The sequence below is a fragment of the Streptomyces sp. NBC_00525 genome (genome assembly GCF_036346595.1).
GTDB lineage: Bacteria > Actinomycetota > Actinomycetes > Streptomycetales > Streptomycetaceae > Streptomyces.
The window spans coordinates 6,252,488-6,266,693 of the sequence record NZ_CP107834.1 but is presented as its reverse complement, the minus strand read 5'-3'; the positions used below and the strand labels follow the sequence as shown (position 1 = coordinate 6,266,693).

At 73.4% G+C, this 14,206-nt stretch carries 11 protein-coding genes and 1 tRNA gene; 4 read left to right on the top strand and 8 right to left on the bottom strand.

Translation table 11 applies throughout. The annotated features are described in order from the left end of the window. Nucleotides 1–61 precede the first annotated feature (61 nt). Nucleotides 62–135, bottom strand: a tRNA-Pro gene (locus tag OG710_RS27460). A gap of 51 nt (nucleotides 136–186) precedes the next feature. Next, a complete protein-coding gene (locus tag OG710_RS27455; RefSeq protein ID WP_330241723.1) occupies nucleotides 187–2,820 on the bottom strand; it encodes an ATP-binding protein in 2,634 nt (877 codons plus the stop codon). Between the two features lie 109 nt (nucleotides 2,821–2,929). On the opposite strand from OG710_RS27455, the gene OG710_RS27450 reads away from it, so the two are divergent. Further along, entirely contained in the window at nucleotides 2,930–3,460 is a 531-nt protein-coding gene (locus OG710_RS27450; RefSeq protein ID WP_330241722.1) for a DUF309 domain-containing protein, read from the top strand. Nucleotides 3,461–3,535: 75 nt separating this feature from the next. Next, on the top strand, nucleotides 3,536–3,904 hold the full coding sequence (locus OG710_RS27445) for a hypothetical protein (protein WP_330241721.1): 369 nt from the start codon (nucleotides 3,536–3,538) through the stop codon (nucleotides 3,902–3,904). Nucleotides 3,905–3,946: 42 nt separating this feature from the next. Here the strand turns inward: OG710_RS27445 and OG710_RS27440 are convergent, their stop codons facing one another. The 3 genes from OG710_RS27440 to OG710_RS27430 all read right to left on the bottom strand — a co-directional run bounded on the left by OG710_RS27440 (nucleotide 3,947) and on the right by OG710_RS27430 (nucleotide 8,107). Next, nucleotides 3,947–5,170, bottom strand: a complete 1,224-nt coding sequence (locus OG710_RS27440; RefSeq protein ID WP_330241720.1) for an FAD-dependent oxidoreductase — start codon at nucleotides 5,168–5,170, stop codon at nucleotides 3,947–3,949. Further along, nucleotides 5,167–6,609, bottom strand: a complete 1,443-nt coding sequence (locus tag OG710_RS27435; protein WP_330241719.1) for an NAD(P)/FAD-dependent oxidoreductase — start codon at nucleotides 6,607–6,609, stop codon at nucleotides 5,167–5,169. Before OG710_RS27435 ends, OG710_RS27440 begins: the two co-directional genes overlap by 4 nt. A gap of 64 nt (nucleotides 6,610–6,673) precedes the next feature. Beyond that, a complete protein-coding gene (locus tag OG710_RS27430) occupies nucleotides 6,674–8,107 on the bottom strand; it encodes an FGGY family carbohydrate kinase (protein ID WP_330241718.1) in 1,434 nt (477 codons plus the stop codon). Nucleotides 8,108–8,432: 325 nt separating this feature from the next. Between OG710_RS27430 and OG710_RS27425 the strand changes: the two genes are divergently transcribed. Both OG710_RS27425 and OG710_RS27420 read left to right on the top strand, forming a co-directional pair. Continuing rightward, on the top strand, nucleotides 8,433–9,419 hold the full coding sequence (locus OG710_RS27425) for a hypothetical protein (RefSeq protein WP_330241717.1): 987 nt from the start codon (nucleotides 8,433–8,435) through the stop codon (nucleotides 9,417–9,419). Nucleotides 9,420–9,502: 83 nt separating this feature from the next. Beyond that, entirely contained in the window at nucleotides 9,503–11,032 is a 1,530-nt protein-coding gene (locus OG710_RS27420; protein ID WP_111339357.1) for an amino acid permease, read from the top strand. A gap of 84 nt (nucleotides 11,033–11,116) precedes the next feature. On the opposite strand, the gene OG710_RS27415 is transcribed toward OG710_RS27420, so the two are convergent. From OG710_RS27415 to OG710_RS27405, 3 genes are read right to left on the bottom strand one after another with little or no spacing between them, the layout of a single operon-like run. Next, nucleotides 11,117–11,749 (bottom strand): LutC/YkgG family protein, encoded by a 633-nt coding sequence (locus OG710_RS27415; RefSeq protein ID WP_330241716.1) that lies wholly within the window; start codon nucleotides 11,747–11,749, stop codon nucleotides 11,117–11,119. Continuing rightward, nucleotides 11,746–13,287 (bottom strand): LutB/LldF family L-lactate oxidation iron-sulfur protein, encoded by a 1,542-nt coding sequence (locus OG710_RS27410; RefSeq protein WP_330241715.1) that lies wholly within the window; start codon nucleotides 13,285–13,287, stop codon nucleotides 11,746–11,748. Before OG710_RS27410 ends, OG710_RS27415 begins: the two co-directional genes overlap by 4 nt. Next, entirely contained in the window at nucleotides 13,284–14,051 is a 768-nt protein-coding gene (locus OG710_RS27405) for a (Fe-S)-binding protein (RefSeq protein ID WP_330241714.1), read from the bottom strand. Before OG710_RS27405 ends, OG710_RS27410 begins: the two co-directional genes overlap by 4 nt. Between the last annotated feature and the right edge of the window lie 155 nt (nucleotides 14,052–14,206).

Below are 14,206 nucleotides of genomic sequence, written 5' to 3'. Positions count from 1 at the left end.
GAACGATCAAGGGCCGGCTTCGGAAGATTCCGAAACCGGCCCTGATTCGCGACTTCAAAAGTCGGGACGACAGGATTTGAACCTGCGACCCCTTGACCCCCAGTCAAGTGCGCTACCAAGCTGCGCCACGTCCCGCTGCCGTGTCACCCGGTCGGGCCGGGTGCTGGCTGCAGGACAAACATTACCTCACTCGGTGGACCGGATCGACGCACGTGCCTGCTGGGCCCGTGCCGCCAGTCCTTCCGCGCCGCAGGACGTGGCCAGCTTGTGGGCCCGGGTCAGTTCGCGGGGCGAGCGGGTGGCGATGCCGTGGTCGAGCAGCGCCTGGGCGAACTCGAAGCCAGAGGGCGACGCCTCCAGGTGGCGGACCGCCTGGCCCAGGAGGTGGACGGCCTCCTCCGGGCGGGCGAACATGGCCACACAGCGCAGGGCCTCGCCTATGGCGGTCTCGGTGCCGAACCGCTCGGCGTGGACGCGGGCCGTGTTGGCGAGCTGGGCGGCCCGGCCGGGGTCCTCGTCGGCCAGGGCGCGGGCCAGGTCACCGGCCCACGGGCCCCAGATGTCGTTGAACCTGCCGCGCGGTTCCAGGGAGCGTCCGGCGGCCTCCAGCTCGGTGACGGCCTCCTTGATACGGCCTTCGGCCAGCAGCAGGCGGCCGCGGACGCACGGCGCGTCGGGCAGCACCATGGCGCTCGGATAGGGCAGGCCGAAGTCGTACTGGTCGGCGATCTTGCGCGCCTCGGACACCCGGCCCCGAGCCAGCAGGGTGTCGATGAGCAGACAGGCCGCGTCCCAGTGGACGGGGAGCCCGTTGCCGACGCGGTCGGCCAGCCGCAGCCCTTCGCGCAGGAAGCCCTCCGCCTCGGCGAGACGGCCGCGACGGCGGTGGACCAGTCCGAGGAGGGTGTGCGCGAACGCGAGGTGGGCGCCGCTCCAGCCGGAGATCTCGAAGGCCCGGACCGCCTCGCCGAACAGTTCCTCGGCACGGTCGAGCCGGTCGGTGAACGCGTAGGTGATGCCGAGCAGGGCGGGCAGTTCGAAGCCCCACTCGGTGTCGGTCCAGCCGAGTCCGCGTGCGGGGTGGCCGTCCACGAGGGCGCGCTCGCAGAGGTCCACGATGATCTCGGCGTTCTCGCCGCGCAGCATGGCGTCGAAGGCGCGCAGGGTGAGCAGCGCCCGTTCGGCGTTGTCCCGGCCGGTGAGGTGGTCGGCGTTGGCGGCGAGCCGGCGCGAGCGGCCGGGACCGTCCTCCTCGGTGGCCTGCATGCCCTCCCAGAGGAAGTGGGCGGCCTGGAGCCGCATCAGACCGGGTCCGGGCGCGGTGCGTTCGGCCTCGGCGGCCAGGGCGAGGGCCGCCTCCTTGAGCTGGTTGTTGTGGGACAGGGCCGCGGCCAGCCGGAAGGTGGCGTCGACCCGCAGGTCGTCGGCGAGGCCGGGCATGTCCAGGGCGGCGCGCAGATGCTGCACGGTGGTGGCCGGGGAGCTGAGCAGCGTCGCACAGCCCAGCTCGTAGAGCAGGGTGGCGCGCACGTCGTGGCGCGGCGGCTCCTCCAGGGCGCGTTCCAGGCAGCGCCGGGCGGCCTCGGGCGCGCCGACCGCGAGGTGCTGTTTCGCGGCGGCCCTCAGCTGCTCGACGAGTTCCTGGTCGTCGTCCGGGTGGACTTCGAGCAGGTGCCGGGAGGCCGCGGCGGGGCCGCGTCCGGTCCGGGTGATCGCCCAGGCGGCCCGGCCGTGCATGGCGGTGCGGGTGGCGGGCGGGATGGAGCGGTAGACGGCGGAGGCGATCACCGGGTGCACGAACTCCAGCGGGTCGAAGCCGCTGACGATACGGGCCTCGCGCAGCCGGGCGGTGCAGTCGGCGGCCTCGGCCGCGCTCATGCCGGCCAGCATGGCGGCGAGGTCCTGGGAGATCTCGGTGCCGAGGACGGCGGCCGCCCAGGCGAACCGGGTGGCGTTGGTGCCGAGCCGTTCGAGCCGGGCGACGAGACCGCTGCCCCGCGCGGAGGCGCCGAGTTCGCGCAGGAGCCCGGCGGACTCCTCCAGCGGGACCAGTTCGCGGTCCTGGACCTTGGCGACGAGCTCGACCGCCTCGTACGGGTTGCCGCCGGTGACCGCCCACACCTCGCGGCAGAACGGGTCGTCGGCGTGCTCCCCGAGGGAGCTGCGGACGAGGGCGGCGGTGGCTTCGGGGGTCAGGGCGCGCAGGGCGACGCGGATCTGGGCGGGGTGGCCGCCGGCCGCGTTGCGCGCGGCCTCGCGGGAGGCGAGTTCCTCGGGCCGGTGGGCCTGGACGACGAGCACGCGCAGATCGCCGAGGCGGGCGGTGAACGCGGAGAGCCAGGCGAGCGATTCGCCGTCCGCCCAGTGGGCGTCGTCGATGACGAGGAGCAGCGGGTTGTGGCTGAGCCGGGACGCGAGCCGTTTGACGACGTAGTCGAGTCCGTCGCGCACACCCTGCGGATCGGTCTGCGGGCCGGACGGTTCGGCGAGCCCGAGGGCCGGTGCGGTGATGTCGAACCAGGGGCCGAACAGGGCCCGTACGTCGTCGGGCGGGAGCTGGTGCAGGGTCGGCTGGAGCAGTTGCCGCACGACGTGGAACGGCACCGAGGTGACCGTCTCACCGGCGCGTGCCGACCAGATGGTGCACCGGTCCGCCGCCATGGCCCGGATCTCGTCCAGGAGAGCGGTCTTTCCGATACCTGCCTCGCCGCTGTAGATCAGCAGCCCGCCGGTGGCCTGCGCGCCGCAGAGCGCGTCGATGGCTTGTGCGGCAGTGGCGAGTTCCGGTTCGCGCTCATAAAGCGGCCGGGACGGCTTCATGCCTACCCTCCCCCAATGTGATGACCATGGTGGTCGAGCCTAGTCGCGCGCGGGTCGCGACCGACAGTGGTTCGGACAGTTCGCCGCAGGTGCGGGGCACAATCGGGGTGTGAACGAGACACGCAGGGACCGGGATTCCGAGGGCCGGGCGCACAACGCGCGCCCCCGTGACGGGCTGGGGCGCCCCCTGCCGTACGGGACGCCGGGGGTGGAGCGGCAGCCGGAGGGCGTCGAGCGCACCCCCGCGCAGACCGTGCGGGAGGCGCAGCGGCTGCTCGACGCGGGGATGCCGTTCCACGCGCACGAGGTGTTCGAGGACGCCTGGAAGTCGGGCCCGGCCGGGGAGCGTGAGTTGTGGCGCGGGCTGGCCCAGCTGGCGGTGGGCCTGACCCATGCGGCCCGCGGCAATGCGAAGGGCGGTGCCCGGTTGCTGCGGCGGGGCGCGGCGGCGCTGGAGGCGTACGAGGCCGGGGAGGCGCACGGGATGGGGCTCGGGGCGCTGACGGACTGGGCGCGGGAGCTGGCGGCGCGCGTGGAGCGTCCGGGCGCGGGTCCGGTGGACGCGGCGGTGGAGGCTCCGGGGCTCGGGCCGGGCGGGGTCCGGGGCGGGTCCGGTGGGGGCGGGGTCCGTGGCCGGTAGGAACACGGCCGGGTTTCGACGGTGTTGTTTGACAACGGCGCGACGGTTCGGGTGGAGCCATTACGATCCGGCGTCATGAGCACTTCTGACCAGGACCGGGCCGTGGACACCCCGATAGCCGAGGACGCGACGGAGGGCGTCGTGGACGATGTCGCGGAAGGCGGGGCGGGAGCGGCGGCCGGGGAGCGCCGGCTGACTCCGCGCCAGGCGAGACGGTTGCGCATCGTGCTCTCGTCGGTCGGGATGGCCGCGATGGCGGTGGTGCTGGGCCTGCGGATCGCGAGCCGGTCCTCGGTGCTGGTGGTCGGGGTGTACGGGCTGGCGCTGATCCTGTGCGGGGTCGTGATCGAGCTGAGCCGGAACGGGCGCACCCGGCTGGGGAGTTGGCTGCTGGCGGTCGGGCTGGTCGCGGCGATCGGCTCGGACTGGCTGCTGATTCCCTGAGCGGCCCGCGCACGGGGTGGCCGGGGCCTTCGGCGGGCGGTTTCAGGCGAGCCGGATGTGGACGGGGCCGCCGCGCGGGTCGGCGTGTTCCAGCCAGTCGGCGGGCAGCGGGAAGGAGCGTCCCGGCTGCACGGTGCGGACCAGGCGGCGGCGGTGCAGCGGCTCCCCGTCCTGGCTGACGACGATCAGCGGGGCGGTCAGCCGCCGGCCGGTCCGCAGCAGGAAGGGCCCGGCGGCCGGTGTGCCGCCGGGTCCGGTGAGGTTGGGGGCGATCCACTCCAGTGGCTCCGCGACGGTGAGCGGCACTCCGCCGGCCGGCCAGGTGCCGGCGGCCAGATGGCTCAGCACGGGTCCGGTGACGGCCCGGCCCTCGCGGGCGGCGGTGGCCGCGCTCTCCCCGCCGTGCAGCAGGTTGCCCACCGCGAAGACGCCGGGTTCGGCGGTGCGGTACGCGGGGTCGTGGGCGGGTCCCTTCGTCCCGGCGTCCAGGGGCAGACCGCCGCGTCGGGCGAGTTCGTGTTCGGGAATCCAGTCGGCCGTGAAGACCACGGTGTCGCAGGCGAGTGTGGTGGTGCGGCCGTTCTCGTGCCGCACCCGGACACCGGTGAGGCGGGGGCGGCCGGTCAGGCCGGTGACGGTGGTACGGGTGAGCAGGGGCGACGAGCCGGCCGGGCGCACGGCCCGGAGGAGGTGGGGCGGGTGCTCGGTGACGCGGGCGACGAGCCGGACCCCGGCGGTGCGCAGGGTTTCGGCCGCCGAGAGGGCGACCGGTTCGTCGCCCACGATCACGGCGCGGGTGCCGATGGTCTGGTGGTGGAGGTGGACGGCCTGCTGGAGTTCGCCGGTGGTGTAGACACCGGAGGGCCGGGTGCCGGGGACGAGGCGGGCGGCGCGGGGGCGTTCGCGGGCGCCGGTGGCGAGGACGACGGCGCGGGCGGTGATGCGTTCGAGGCCGCCGGGTCCGGTGGCGTCGAGGGTGCGGGGCCCCGCCCAGCCGGTGACCGTGACACCGGTACGGAGGGTGGCTCCGGCCGTCGTCGCCTCGGCCGCGCAGCGCGTCGCGTACACGGGGCCGCTGAGGTCGCCGGTGCGGCGCGTGCCGAATCCGCCGTGGGCGCAGTGGCGGGGGACGCCGCCCGCCGCCTGTTCGCGGTCCAGGACCTCCACGTCCGGTACGCCGGCCGCGGCGAGAGCGGCCGCGGCGGCGAGCCCGGCCGGTCCGGCACCGACGACGAGGACGTCCACCCGGCGTTCGCGGCGGGTCATGGGCGGGCCTCCTCGATGCGTGCGCGGAGTGCGGCCGCGCAGTGGAAGCCCTGGCAGCGTCCGTTGCCGGCCCTGGTCCTGCGGGCGAGGCCCTCGGCCGTGCGCGGCGGGAGCGTGGCGGCGAAGGCGTCCCGGATCTCGCCGTCCGTGACGCGTTCGCAGTGGCAGACGACGGTGCCGTAGGCGGGGTCGCGGGCGATGAGTTCCGCGTCGAGGTACGGGCGCGGGGCGGCTTCGCCGAGGTTCGGCAGGGTGAGGGGCGCGAGGTCCGCCGGTTCGCCGGGGTCGATGCCGGCGCCGGGGAGGAGGGTCAGGACGTATGCGGCGATGGCCATGGAGGCGGTGAGGCCGGTGGAGCGGATGCCGCCCACCGTGATCAGGCCGCGGTCCGGGTGGGCGGTGATCCGGTAGTCCTCCTGGCCGGTGGCGGCCCGCAGTCCCGCGTAGACGGCGGTGACCTCCTCGTCGAGCAGCCGGGGCAGCACCCGGCCGCCCTTCTCGCGGAGGAGGGCGAGCCCTTCGGCGGTGGACTCGGTGGCCTCCTTGTCGTCCAGGTCCTCGGCGGTGGGGCCGAGCAGGACGTTGCCGAAGACGGTCGGCGCCACCAGGACGCCCTTGCCTGCGGCGGTGGGCACGGGCAGCAGGATGTGCCGGACCAGGTCGCGGGCGAGCTTGTCGAAGACGATGAGCTGGCCCCGGCGCGGGCGCACGGTGAAGGTGTCGATGCCCAGCAGCCGGTCGACGGTGTCGGCGTGCAGCCCGGCGGCGTTGATGAGCAGCCGGGTGCGCAGGGTGCCGCGGCCGGTGGTGACGGTGTGCAGTCCGTCCGTGTACGCGAGGCCCTGGACCGGGCAGTCCAGATGGAGGTGGACCCCGGCCCGGACGGCCTGGGTGGCGTAGGCGAGCGGGGTGGTCCAGGGGCAGATGACGGATTCGTCGGGGATCTCCAGGGCGCCGAGCGCGCCGGGTCCGAGGTGGGGTTCGCGGGCGGCGGTCTGCGCCGCGTCGAGCAGCCGGGCCGCGTGGTAGCCGTTGCGTTCGGCCTTGGCCAGCAGGGCGGGCAGGGCGTCGAGTTGTTCCCGGTCCCAGGCGACGAGGAGGGCGCCGACGCGTTCGACGGGGATGCCGGTCTCGGCGGCGTACCGGGAGAGCAGCCGGCTGCCCTCGCGGACGAGCCGGGCCTCCAGGGTGCCGGGGGCGGCGTCGAAGCCGGTGTGCAGGATCGCGGTGTTGGCCTTGGAGGTGCCGTTGGCGATGTCGTCGGTGGCTTCGACGAGTGCGGTGCGCAGGGGGTGGCGGGCCAGGGCGCGGGCGATGGCGGTGCCGACGACTCCGGCGCCGATGACGGTGACGTCGTACGGCGGGGTGTCGGGGAGGGGGTGGCCGGCGCGGGTGACGACGGGTGGCGGGGCGGCTCCGGACGTGGGGCGCGTGGTCATCGTGCCGTCTCCCGTGCCGTCCGCCGGGGCCGGGCTCCCCGGCACCGGGCGGTCCGCGCGGTCCTCATGGGCGTTCCACGAGCGTGCGCACGGCCGCGCGGAAGGTGTGGAGGCGGTCGGCGGCCTCGTCGGGGCCGATCCGGGGTTCGTAGACGGCGGCCGGTGTCCAGTCGGGGACGGCCCGGTCGGCCGGGAGCGCGGGGTCGGCGCCCATGCGGGCCACGGCGCCGACGCCGAGCGCGGTGACGTCGGGCAGGGCCGACACCTCCACGGGGCGTTGCAGCAGGTCGGCCTGGGTCTGCATCAGCAGGGCGGACCGGGTGAGGCCGCCGTCCACGCGCAGCACGGACAGCGGGGTGCCCCGGTCGGCGGCCACCGCGTCGGCCAGTTCCACGACCTGGGCGGCGATGCCCTCGCACAGGGCGCGCACCAGATGTCCGGCGGAGGTGTCCAGGCCCAGGCCGGTGACCGAGCCGCGCAGGTCGCCGCGCCACCAGGGGGCGGCGAGGCCGGCCAGGGCGGGGACGAAGGTGACGCCGCCGGAGTCGGGGACGCCGGAGCCGACCGGGTCGAGGTCGGCGGCGCCGGAGATCACGCCCAGGTCGGTGAGCCAGCGCACCGCGGAGGCGGCCGTGTAGACCTGGCCGTCCAGGCAGTAGCTGGTGTGTCCGCCGAACCGCCAGGCCACGCAGGTGACGAGCCCGCCGCTGCCCCGGCGCGGGGTCGCTCCGGTCCCGGCCAGGAGGAAGGCGCCGGTGCCGTAGGTGCACTTGGCGACGGACGGGTCGAGGGCGCTCTGGGCGAGCAGGGCCGCCTGCTGGTCGACGAGGAGGCCGGTGAGCGGGAGGTCGCCGCCGAATGCGCCGGTGGTGCCGAAGTGGCCGGCGGCGTCCACCACGGCGGGCAGCCGCTCGTCGGTGAGGCCGTAGGCGTCCAGGGCGGCCGGTGACCAGTCGACGCGGTCCAGGTCGAGGAGCTGGGTGCGGCCGGCGGTGGCGGCGTCCGTGACGAAGGCGCCGGTCAGCTGGTGGACGAGCCAGGCGTCGGTGGTCGTGACGACGCCTTCGCGGGTCAGCTCGCGGCGGATCCAGGCCATTTTGGGGGCCGCGAAGTAGGGGTCGAGCGGAAGTCCGGTGAGCTGTTTCAGCTCTTCGGCGCGCGGGGCGAGTTCCGTGCAGACGGTGGCGGCGCGGCGGTCCTGCCAGACGATCGCGTCGGTGAGGGGGCGCCCGGTGTCCGGGTCCCAGGCGAGCACGGTCTCGCCCTGGTTGGCGAGGCCGACGGCGTCGACGGTGCCGCCGGATTCGGCCACTGCCCGGCGGCCGGCCTCGATCACCGAGGTGAGTAATTCGGCCGGGTCCGCCTCGACGGCTCCGCCGGGACCGTACCGGGGCCGCACGGGGGCGGAACCGGTGCCGATCACGCCGCGTTCGGGGCAGATCACCAGCGCCTTCGTTCCCGATGTGCCCTGGTCGACGGCGAGCACCGGGCCTGTCATCGGTTCTCCAGCGGTACGCAAGCCCATGGCTTGAACGGAATCGTGATCTTCGGACGCGGCCCCCAGAGTGGTGCAGACCAGCGACCGCGTCAAGCATCCGCCGCCCGTATGTCCGGAACCGTTCGGATACCGCCCGGCGACTTCAACGGCGTTTCCGGGATGTCGACTTGAGGAAATCAATGATTCGTTCGAGGTGCGACGCAAAGGGCTCTACACTCACCGCCGTGCAGCACCGGACGCGTTAAAACCGTTCGCAATTCAACAGCTTCTTCGCCCCCACGTCACCGAGGATCGATGAATTCAGCACCCAGCCCCGAGCGCGTCCATGGCCAACGGTGAATTCCGGCCGGTTTACCATCCGGCCGGCCACGACAATGAACTCCGCGCGGCGTTACAGGACTTACGCACCGGCCGCTGGATCGCCATGCGCGACCTGCTCGCGCGCACCCCGGACTGGACCCTGTGGACCCAGCGCACCCAGGTGCTCGGCGCCGTCGCCGCGGGATCGGACGCGGTGCAGGCCTGGCTCGCCGAGGAACCGGACAGCGCCGCCGCCTTCGTGATGCGCGCCCGCGTCGCCGTCGAACGCGCGGTACGGGCCAACCGCTCCGGACACCCCAGCGGCCGGGAACTGTGGCAGGAGGCGTGGGAGGCGTGCCGTGCGGCGGCGCACGCCGTACCGGCCGACCCGGTCCCGTGGATCTGCCTGCTGGCCCTCTCCCAGCTCGACGCCGCCCAGCGTCTCGCCGAACACCGGCTCCCCCCGCCCGGCCCCATGCTGTTCCCCGGTCCGTGGGGGCTGCTGGCCGAGGCCGACCGGCGCGACCCGCACAATCGCGAGGCGTACCACCGGATGCTCCAGTTCGTGTACGCCCGCAAGGCCGGCGGGGTGCTCTCCGAAGCGGTCAACTTCGTCCAGTGGGCGTCGTCCACGGCGCCCGAGGGCTCCGCCCTCCATGTGCTCCCGCTCTATGTCCGGGTCGAGCGCTACCGGCGCGAGCACGACCACGACAAGGCCCTCGACCTGCACTGGGTCACCGAGGACGCGGAGCGCGAGGCCGTGCGCGCCCTGGAGTTCTGGTACCGCATCGCCCCTCGCTCGGGCCGCGCGCTGCCCGACCTCAACCACCTGGCGCACGCCCTGTGGGGGGCGCTCCGCTTCGCCGAGGCCGCCGCGGTGTTCCGCGAATTGGGCCCGTACTTCACCTCGTTGCCCTGGGCCTGCCGTTCCCGTACGCCCGACGACCCCGGCGGTGCCGAGGAGGTCTTCGTGCGCGCCCGCGCCCGCGCGCTGGCGGCGGAACCGGGCTGACCAGGCCGTCCGCGGGCTGACCAGGCCGTCCGTCCCCCGGCCGCCCCCCTTCTTCCGCTCATCCACCGCTCAGGAGGTTTCGCATGTCCGTGTCCACCTCGCCCCGGAAGGGGGCCGACACCAACGCGCCGAAGGACGAGGAGCAACGGCTCCGCGAACTCGGCTACCAACCGGTCCTGGCCCGCCGCATGGGCGGGTTCGGGAACTTCGCCATCAGCTTCTCCGTCATCTCGATCCTGTCCGGTTGCATGACGCTGTACGGCTTCGGCATGTCCACGGGCGGGCCCGCCGTAATGCTGTGGGGCTGGGCCGGGGTCGGCCTGTTCGTGCTCTGCGTCGGCATGGCGCTCGCCGAGGTGACCAGCGCGTATCCGACGTCCGGGGCGCTGTACTACATGGCGGACCGGCTCGGCGGCCGGAAGTGGGGCTGGTACACCGGCTGGCTGAATCTGCTCGGTCTCCTCGGTGCCATCGCGGGCATCGACTACGGCGCCGCGCTGTTCACCGGCGCGCTCATGAACCTCCAGTGGGGCTTTACCCCGACCCCCGGCAAGACGATGATCATCTTCGTCTGCATCCTGCTGCTGCACGCGGTGCTCAACCTCTTCGGGGTGCGGCTGGTCAGCATCCTGAACTCCATCAGCGTGTGGTGGCACCTGGCCGGTGTCGCGGTGATCGTCTCCGTGCTCGCCATCGTGCCCTCGCACCACCAGTCGCCCTCGTTCGTCTTCACCGAGTTCGTCAACGACACCGGCTGGGACAACCCCCTGTACGTGGCGGCGATCGGGCTGCTGCTGGCCCAGTACACGTTCTGCGGCTACGACGCCTCCGCCCATCTGTCGGAGGAGACCTCCAACGCCTCGGTCACCGCGGCGCGCGGCATCGTCCGGGCGATCTGGGTCTCCTGGGTGGCCGGATTCGTCCTGCTGGCCGGGCTCACCTTCGCCATCCAGGACTACGCGGGCACGCAGGACAGCGCGACCGGGGTGCCGCCCGCCCAGATCCTGATCGACGCGCTGGGCACCTCGGGCGCCACGGCGATGCTGCTGATCGTGATCGCGGCGCAGTTGTTCTGCGGCAACGCCGAGGTCGCGGCCGCGAGCCGGATGGTGTTCGCGTTCAGCCGGGACAACGCGCTGCCCGGCTCCACGCTGTGGCGCAAGGTGAGCACCCGTACCCAGACGCCGGTTCCGGCGGTGTGGCTGTCGGTGATCGTGGCCGGGGTGCTGGCCCTGCCCTCGCTGTACTCGGCGACCGCGTACGGCGCGGTGACCGCGATCAACGTCATCGGGATCACCCCGGCGTACGCGATCCCGATCTTCCTGAAGCTGCGCGCGGGCGGCCGGTTCCAGCGCGGGCCGTGGCATCTGGGCCGCTGGTCGAAGCCGGTGGGCTGGATCGCCGTGGTGTGGGTGGCGATCGTCACCGTGCTGTTCCTGCTGCCGCAGTCGTCGCCGGTGACCATCGACTCGATGAACTACGCGTCGATCGCCCTGGTCGCCGTGCTGGTCCTGGCCACGATCTGGTGGTTCGTCGCGCGACGCTCGTACGGCACGCCGTCGGCGTACGGGAACGCGCGCGAGCAGGCCGAGATCGAAGAGGGCATCGTCTGACCCGCCCCCGCTTCGCCGCAGGCCCCGCGCCCATCCGTGCGCGGGGCCTGCGGCGTACCGCGTCCGGTCGGGACCGGAGAGTCCCTAGGCGTCGGTACGGATGATCACCACCAGGGTGCGGGGGCCGTGGACGCCCTCGACGCGTTCCAGTTCGATGTCGGAGGTGGCCGAAGGGCCGCTGATGAGGGTGGTGGGGCGGTCCGGGGCCAGCCGGGCCACCGCCTCGGGCACTCCCACCTCCACAGTGGACAGATCGACCACGCACACATGGAGGTCGGGCACCAGGGTCAGCGCCCGCCGGCCCTGGCCGGGCGAGCCGTCCAGGAAGAGGGTGCCGGTCTCGGCGCAGCCGGCGGCGGACGCGGTGACGACACCGTCGAGTTCGTCCAGGTGCGGGGCGGGGACGTCCGGGGAGTCGAGGCGCACCTCGCCCTCGTAGCCGGCCAGCCATCCGTCGTCGAGTCCCGGCGGCACCCCGATCCGGGCCGCGCCGTGCTCCCGCAGCACCCCGGCGACGACCTCGGCCGTCCGGTCGGCGGTGCAGGGGTGGACCGCGGCCTTGTAGTCGAGGAGGCGGTCGGTGAACAGGGCGAGGCGTTCCCCGTCGGGCAGGGTGCGTCCGGTCCGATAGGCGCGCGGCACGGGAGTGCCGGTCGCGGGGGCGAGGGCGAGCGCGTCCCGGACGCGGCCGAGCACGGTCTCGCGGGCGGTGGTCACCGGCCGTCCTCCTGCTGTGTGTCGGGGGTGTGGGAGGCGGCCGCCTCGCGCATGGCAGCCGTGCCCTCGGGCGAGGCCAGCCAGGCGCGGAAGGTCTGCTTCGGCGGGGCGGGGGTGTCGCGGCTGTCGCTCCAGCCGGAGAGCGGGGGCGGCAGTCTGGGCAGCTTTCCGTCCCGGCCGGCCAGGGCGCGGCCGAGCCGTGATGCCTTCTGCGCGGCCGTGTACACGGCGGGTCTGCTCATGACCGCGCCCGCCGCCTTCATCGCCAGCTTTTCGGCCGTGGTGCCGGACCGTTCGGTGTGCTGGTGGCGCAGTTCGACCAGCAGCGAGGGGATGTCGATCTTCACGGGGCAGGCGTCGAAGCAGGCGCCGCAGAGGCTGGAGGCGTACGGCAGCGAGCTGTTGGGGTCGTTCCTGGCGGCGTCCATGCCGGCGAGTTGCGGGGTCAGTACGGCGCCGATCGGTCCGGGGTACGTGGAGCCGTAGGCGTGGCCGCCGGCCCGCTCGTACACCGGGCAGACGTTGAGGCAGGCGGAGCAGCGGATGCAGTTGAGGGCCTGGCGGCCGAGCCGGTCCGCGAGGGCGGCGGTGCGGCCGTTGTCGAGCAGCACCAGATGGAAGTTCCGGGGCCCGTCGCCGGGGGTGACGCCGGTCCACATCGAGGTGTAGGGGTTCATCCGCTCACCCGTGGAGGAGCGCGGCAGGAGTTGCAGGAACACCTCCAGGTCCCGGTAGCGCGGCAGGACCTTCTCGATGCCCATGACGGTGATGAGGGTGTCGGGGAGGGTGAGGCACATGCGGCCGTTGCCCTCGGACTCGACGACGCAGAGGGTGCCGGTCTCGGCGATGCCGAAGTTGGCGCCGGAGACGGCGACCTTCGCGGTCATGAACTTCTCGCGCAGATGGGCGCGGGCGGCGGCGGCCAGATGGGCGGGGACGTTGTCCAGGGAGGGGTCGACGCCGGGGATCTCCTTGAGGAAGATCTGCCGGATCTCGTCCCGGTTGCGGTGGATCGCGGGGACGAGGATGTGCGACGGCTTGTCGTGGGCGAGTTGCACGATGAGTTCGGCGAGGTCGGTCTCGTGCGCGGTGATGCCGAGGGATTCGAGGTGTTCGTTGAGGCCGGTCTCCTGGGTGGCCATCGACTTGACCTTGATGATCTCCTCGCTGCCCGTCTCGCGGACGAGCCGGGCGACGATCTCGTTGGCCTCGACGCCGTCGCGCGCCCAGTGGACGGTGCCGCCGCGGGCGGTGACGTTGCGTTCCAGCTCTTCCAGGAGTTCGGGGAGGCGGTTCATGGTGTCGGTCTTGATGGCCGATCCGGCGGCGCGCAGTTCCTCCCAGTCGGGCAGTTCGCCGGTGACGTCCAGCCGTTTGGCGCGGATGGTGTGCGTGGCGCGGCCGAGGTTGCGGCGCAGCTGCCCGTTGCGCAGTTCGTCGTGGGCGGCGGCGGGGAAGGTGCGGTCGCCGCGCAGGTTGCCCGTGCCGTACGGGGAGCGGGGCGGGGTCGCGGGCATGCCGAGGAAGGTGGCGCTCATCGGGCGGCCTCCGTGAGGACGTACGGCGTGGTGCGGGTGGCGGACAGGATCTGGGCCAGGTGCAGGGTGCGGGTGCCGGCCTTGATCCGGGAGAGCCCGCCGCCGATGTGCATCAGACAGGAGGAGTCGCCCGCGGTGCACACCTCGGCGCCGGTGGCGGTGACGTGGCGCATCTTGTCCTGGAGCATGGCGGTGGAGGTGTCGGCGTTCTTCAGGGCGAAGGTTCCGCCGAAGCCGCAGCAGGCGTCCGCCTCGTCGAGGGCGACGAGGTCGATCGCCTCGACGGCCCGCAGCAGCCGCAGCGGTTTGTCGCCGACCCGCAGCATGCGCAGCGAGTGGCAGGTGGGGTGGTACGTGACCCGGTGCGGGAAGTACGCGCCGACGTCGGTCACCCCCAGCACGTCCACCAGTAGTTCGGACAGCTCGTACGTCTTGGCCTTCACGGTGGCGACGCCCGCGCGCAGCGCCGCGTCCCCGTACCGCTCGGCGATGATCTCGTGCTGGTGGCGGACCGATCCGGCGCAGGAACCGGAGGGCATGACGACGGCGTCGATGGCGGCGTCGCCGAACTGGGCGGCGAAGTTGCGCACCAGGGGGACGGGCTCGCGCTGGTAGCCGGTGTTGACGTGCATCTGGCCGCAGCAGGTCTGGCCGGGCGGGAACACCACCTCGTGCCCCAGTCGGGCCAGCAGCAGCGCGGTGGATTTCACCGCCTCGGGGAAGAGGGTGTCGCCCAGACAGGTGGCGAAGAGTCCGATGCGCATGGGTCTCCCGGTCATGGCTCTCGGTGGGCGGGCGTCGCGCGTCCGGTTTATGGTCCGACCATACTACGCTCGGCCCGCACGGGGTGTTCGCCGCGCGCATACGAGAGAGCCGCCGCACCGGTCCCCGGCGGGGCGGTGCGGCGGCTCCTGGTTCG

Excerpts from the sequence above, each read along its gene's own strand:
- OG710_RS27405 (WP_330241714.1), bottom strand. The coding sequence starts at position 14,051 with ATGCGCATCGGACTCTTCGCCACCTGTCTGGGCGACACCCTCTTCCCC.
- OG710_RS27410 (WP_330241715.1), bottom strand. The coding sequence starts at position 13,287 with ATGAGCGCCACCTTCCTCGGCATGCCCGCGACCCCGCCCCGCTCCCCG.
- OG710_RS27445 (WP_330241721.1), top strand. The coding sequence starts at position 3,536 with ATGAGCACTTCTGACCAGGACCGGGCCGTGGACACCCCGATAGCCGAG.
- OG710_RS27435 (WP_330241719.1), bottom strand. The coding sequence starts at position 6,609 with ATGACCACGCGCCCCACGTCCGGAGCCGCCCCGCCACCCGTCGTCACC.
- OG710_RS27425 (WP_330241717.1), top strand. The coding sequence starts at position 8,433 with ATGGCCAACGGTGAATTCCGGCCGGTTTACCATCCGGCCGGCCACGAC.
- OG710_RS27440 (WP_330241720.1), bottom strand. The coding sequence starts at position 5,170 with ATGACCCGCCGCGAACGCCGGGTGGACGTCCTCGTCGTCGGTGCCGGA.
- OG710_RS27430 (WP_330241718.1), bottom strand. The coding sequence starts at position 8,107 with ATGACAGGCCCGGTGCTCGCCGTCGACCAGGGCACATCGGGAACGAAG.
- OG710_RS27455 (WP_330241723.1), bottom strand. The coding sequence starts at position 2,820 with ATGAAGCCGTCCCGGCCGCTTTATGAGCGCGAACCGGAACTCGCCACT.
- OG710_RS27420 (WP_111339357.1), top strand. The coding sequence starts at position 9,503 with ATGTCCGTGTCCACCTCGCCCCGGAAGGGGGCCGACACCAACGCGCCG.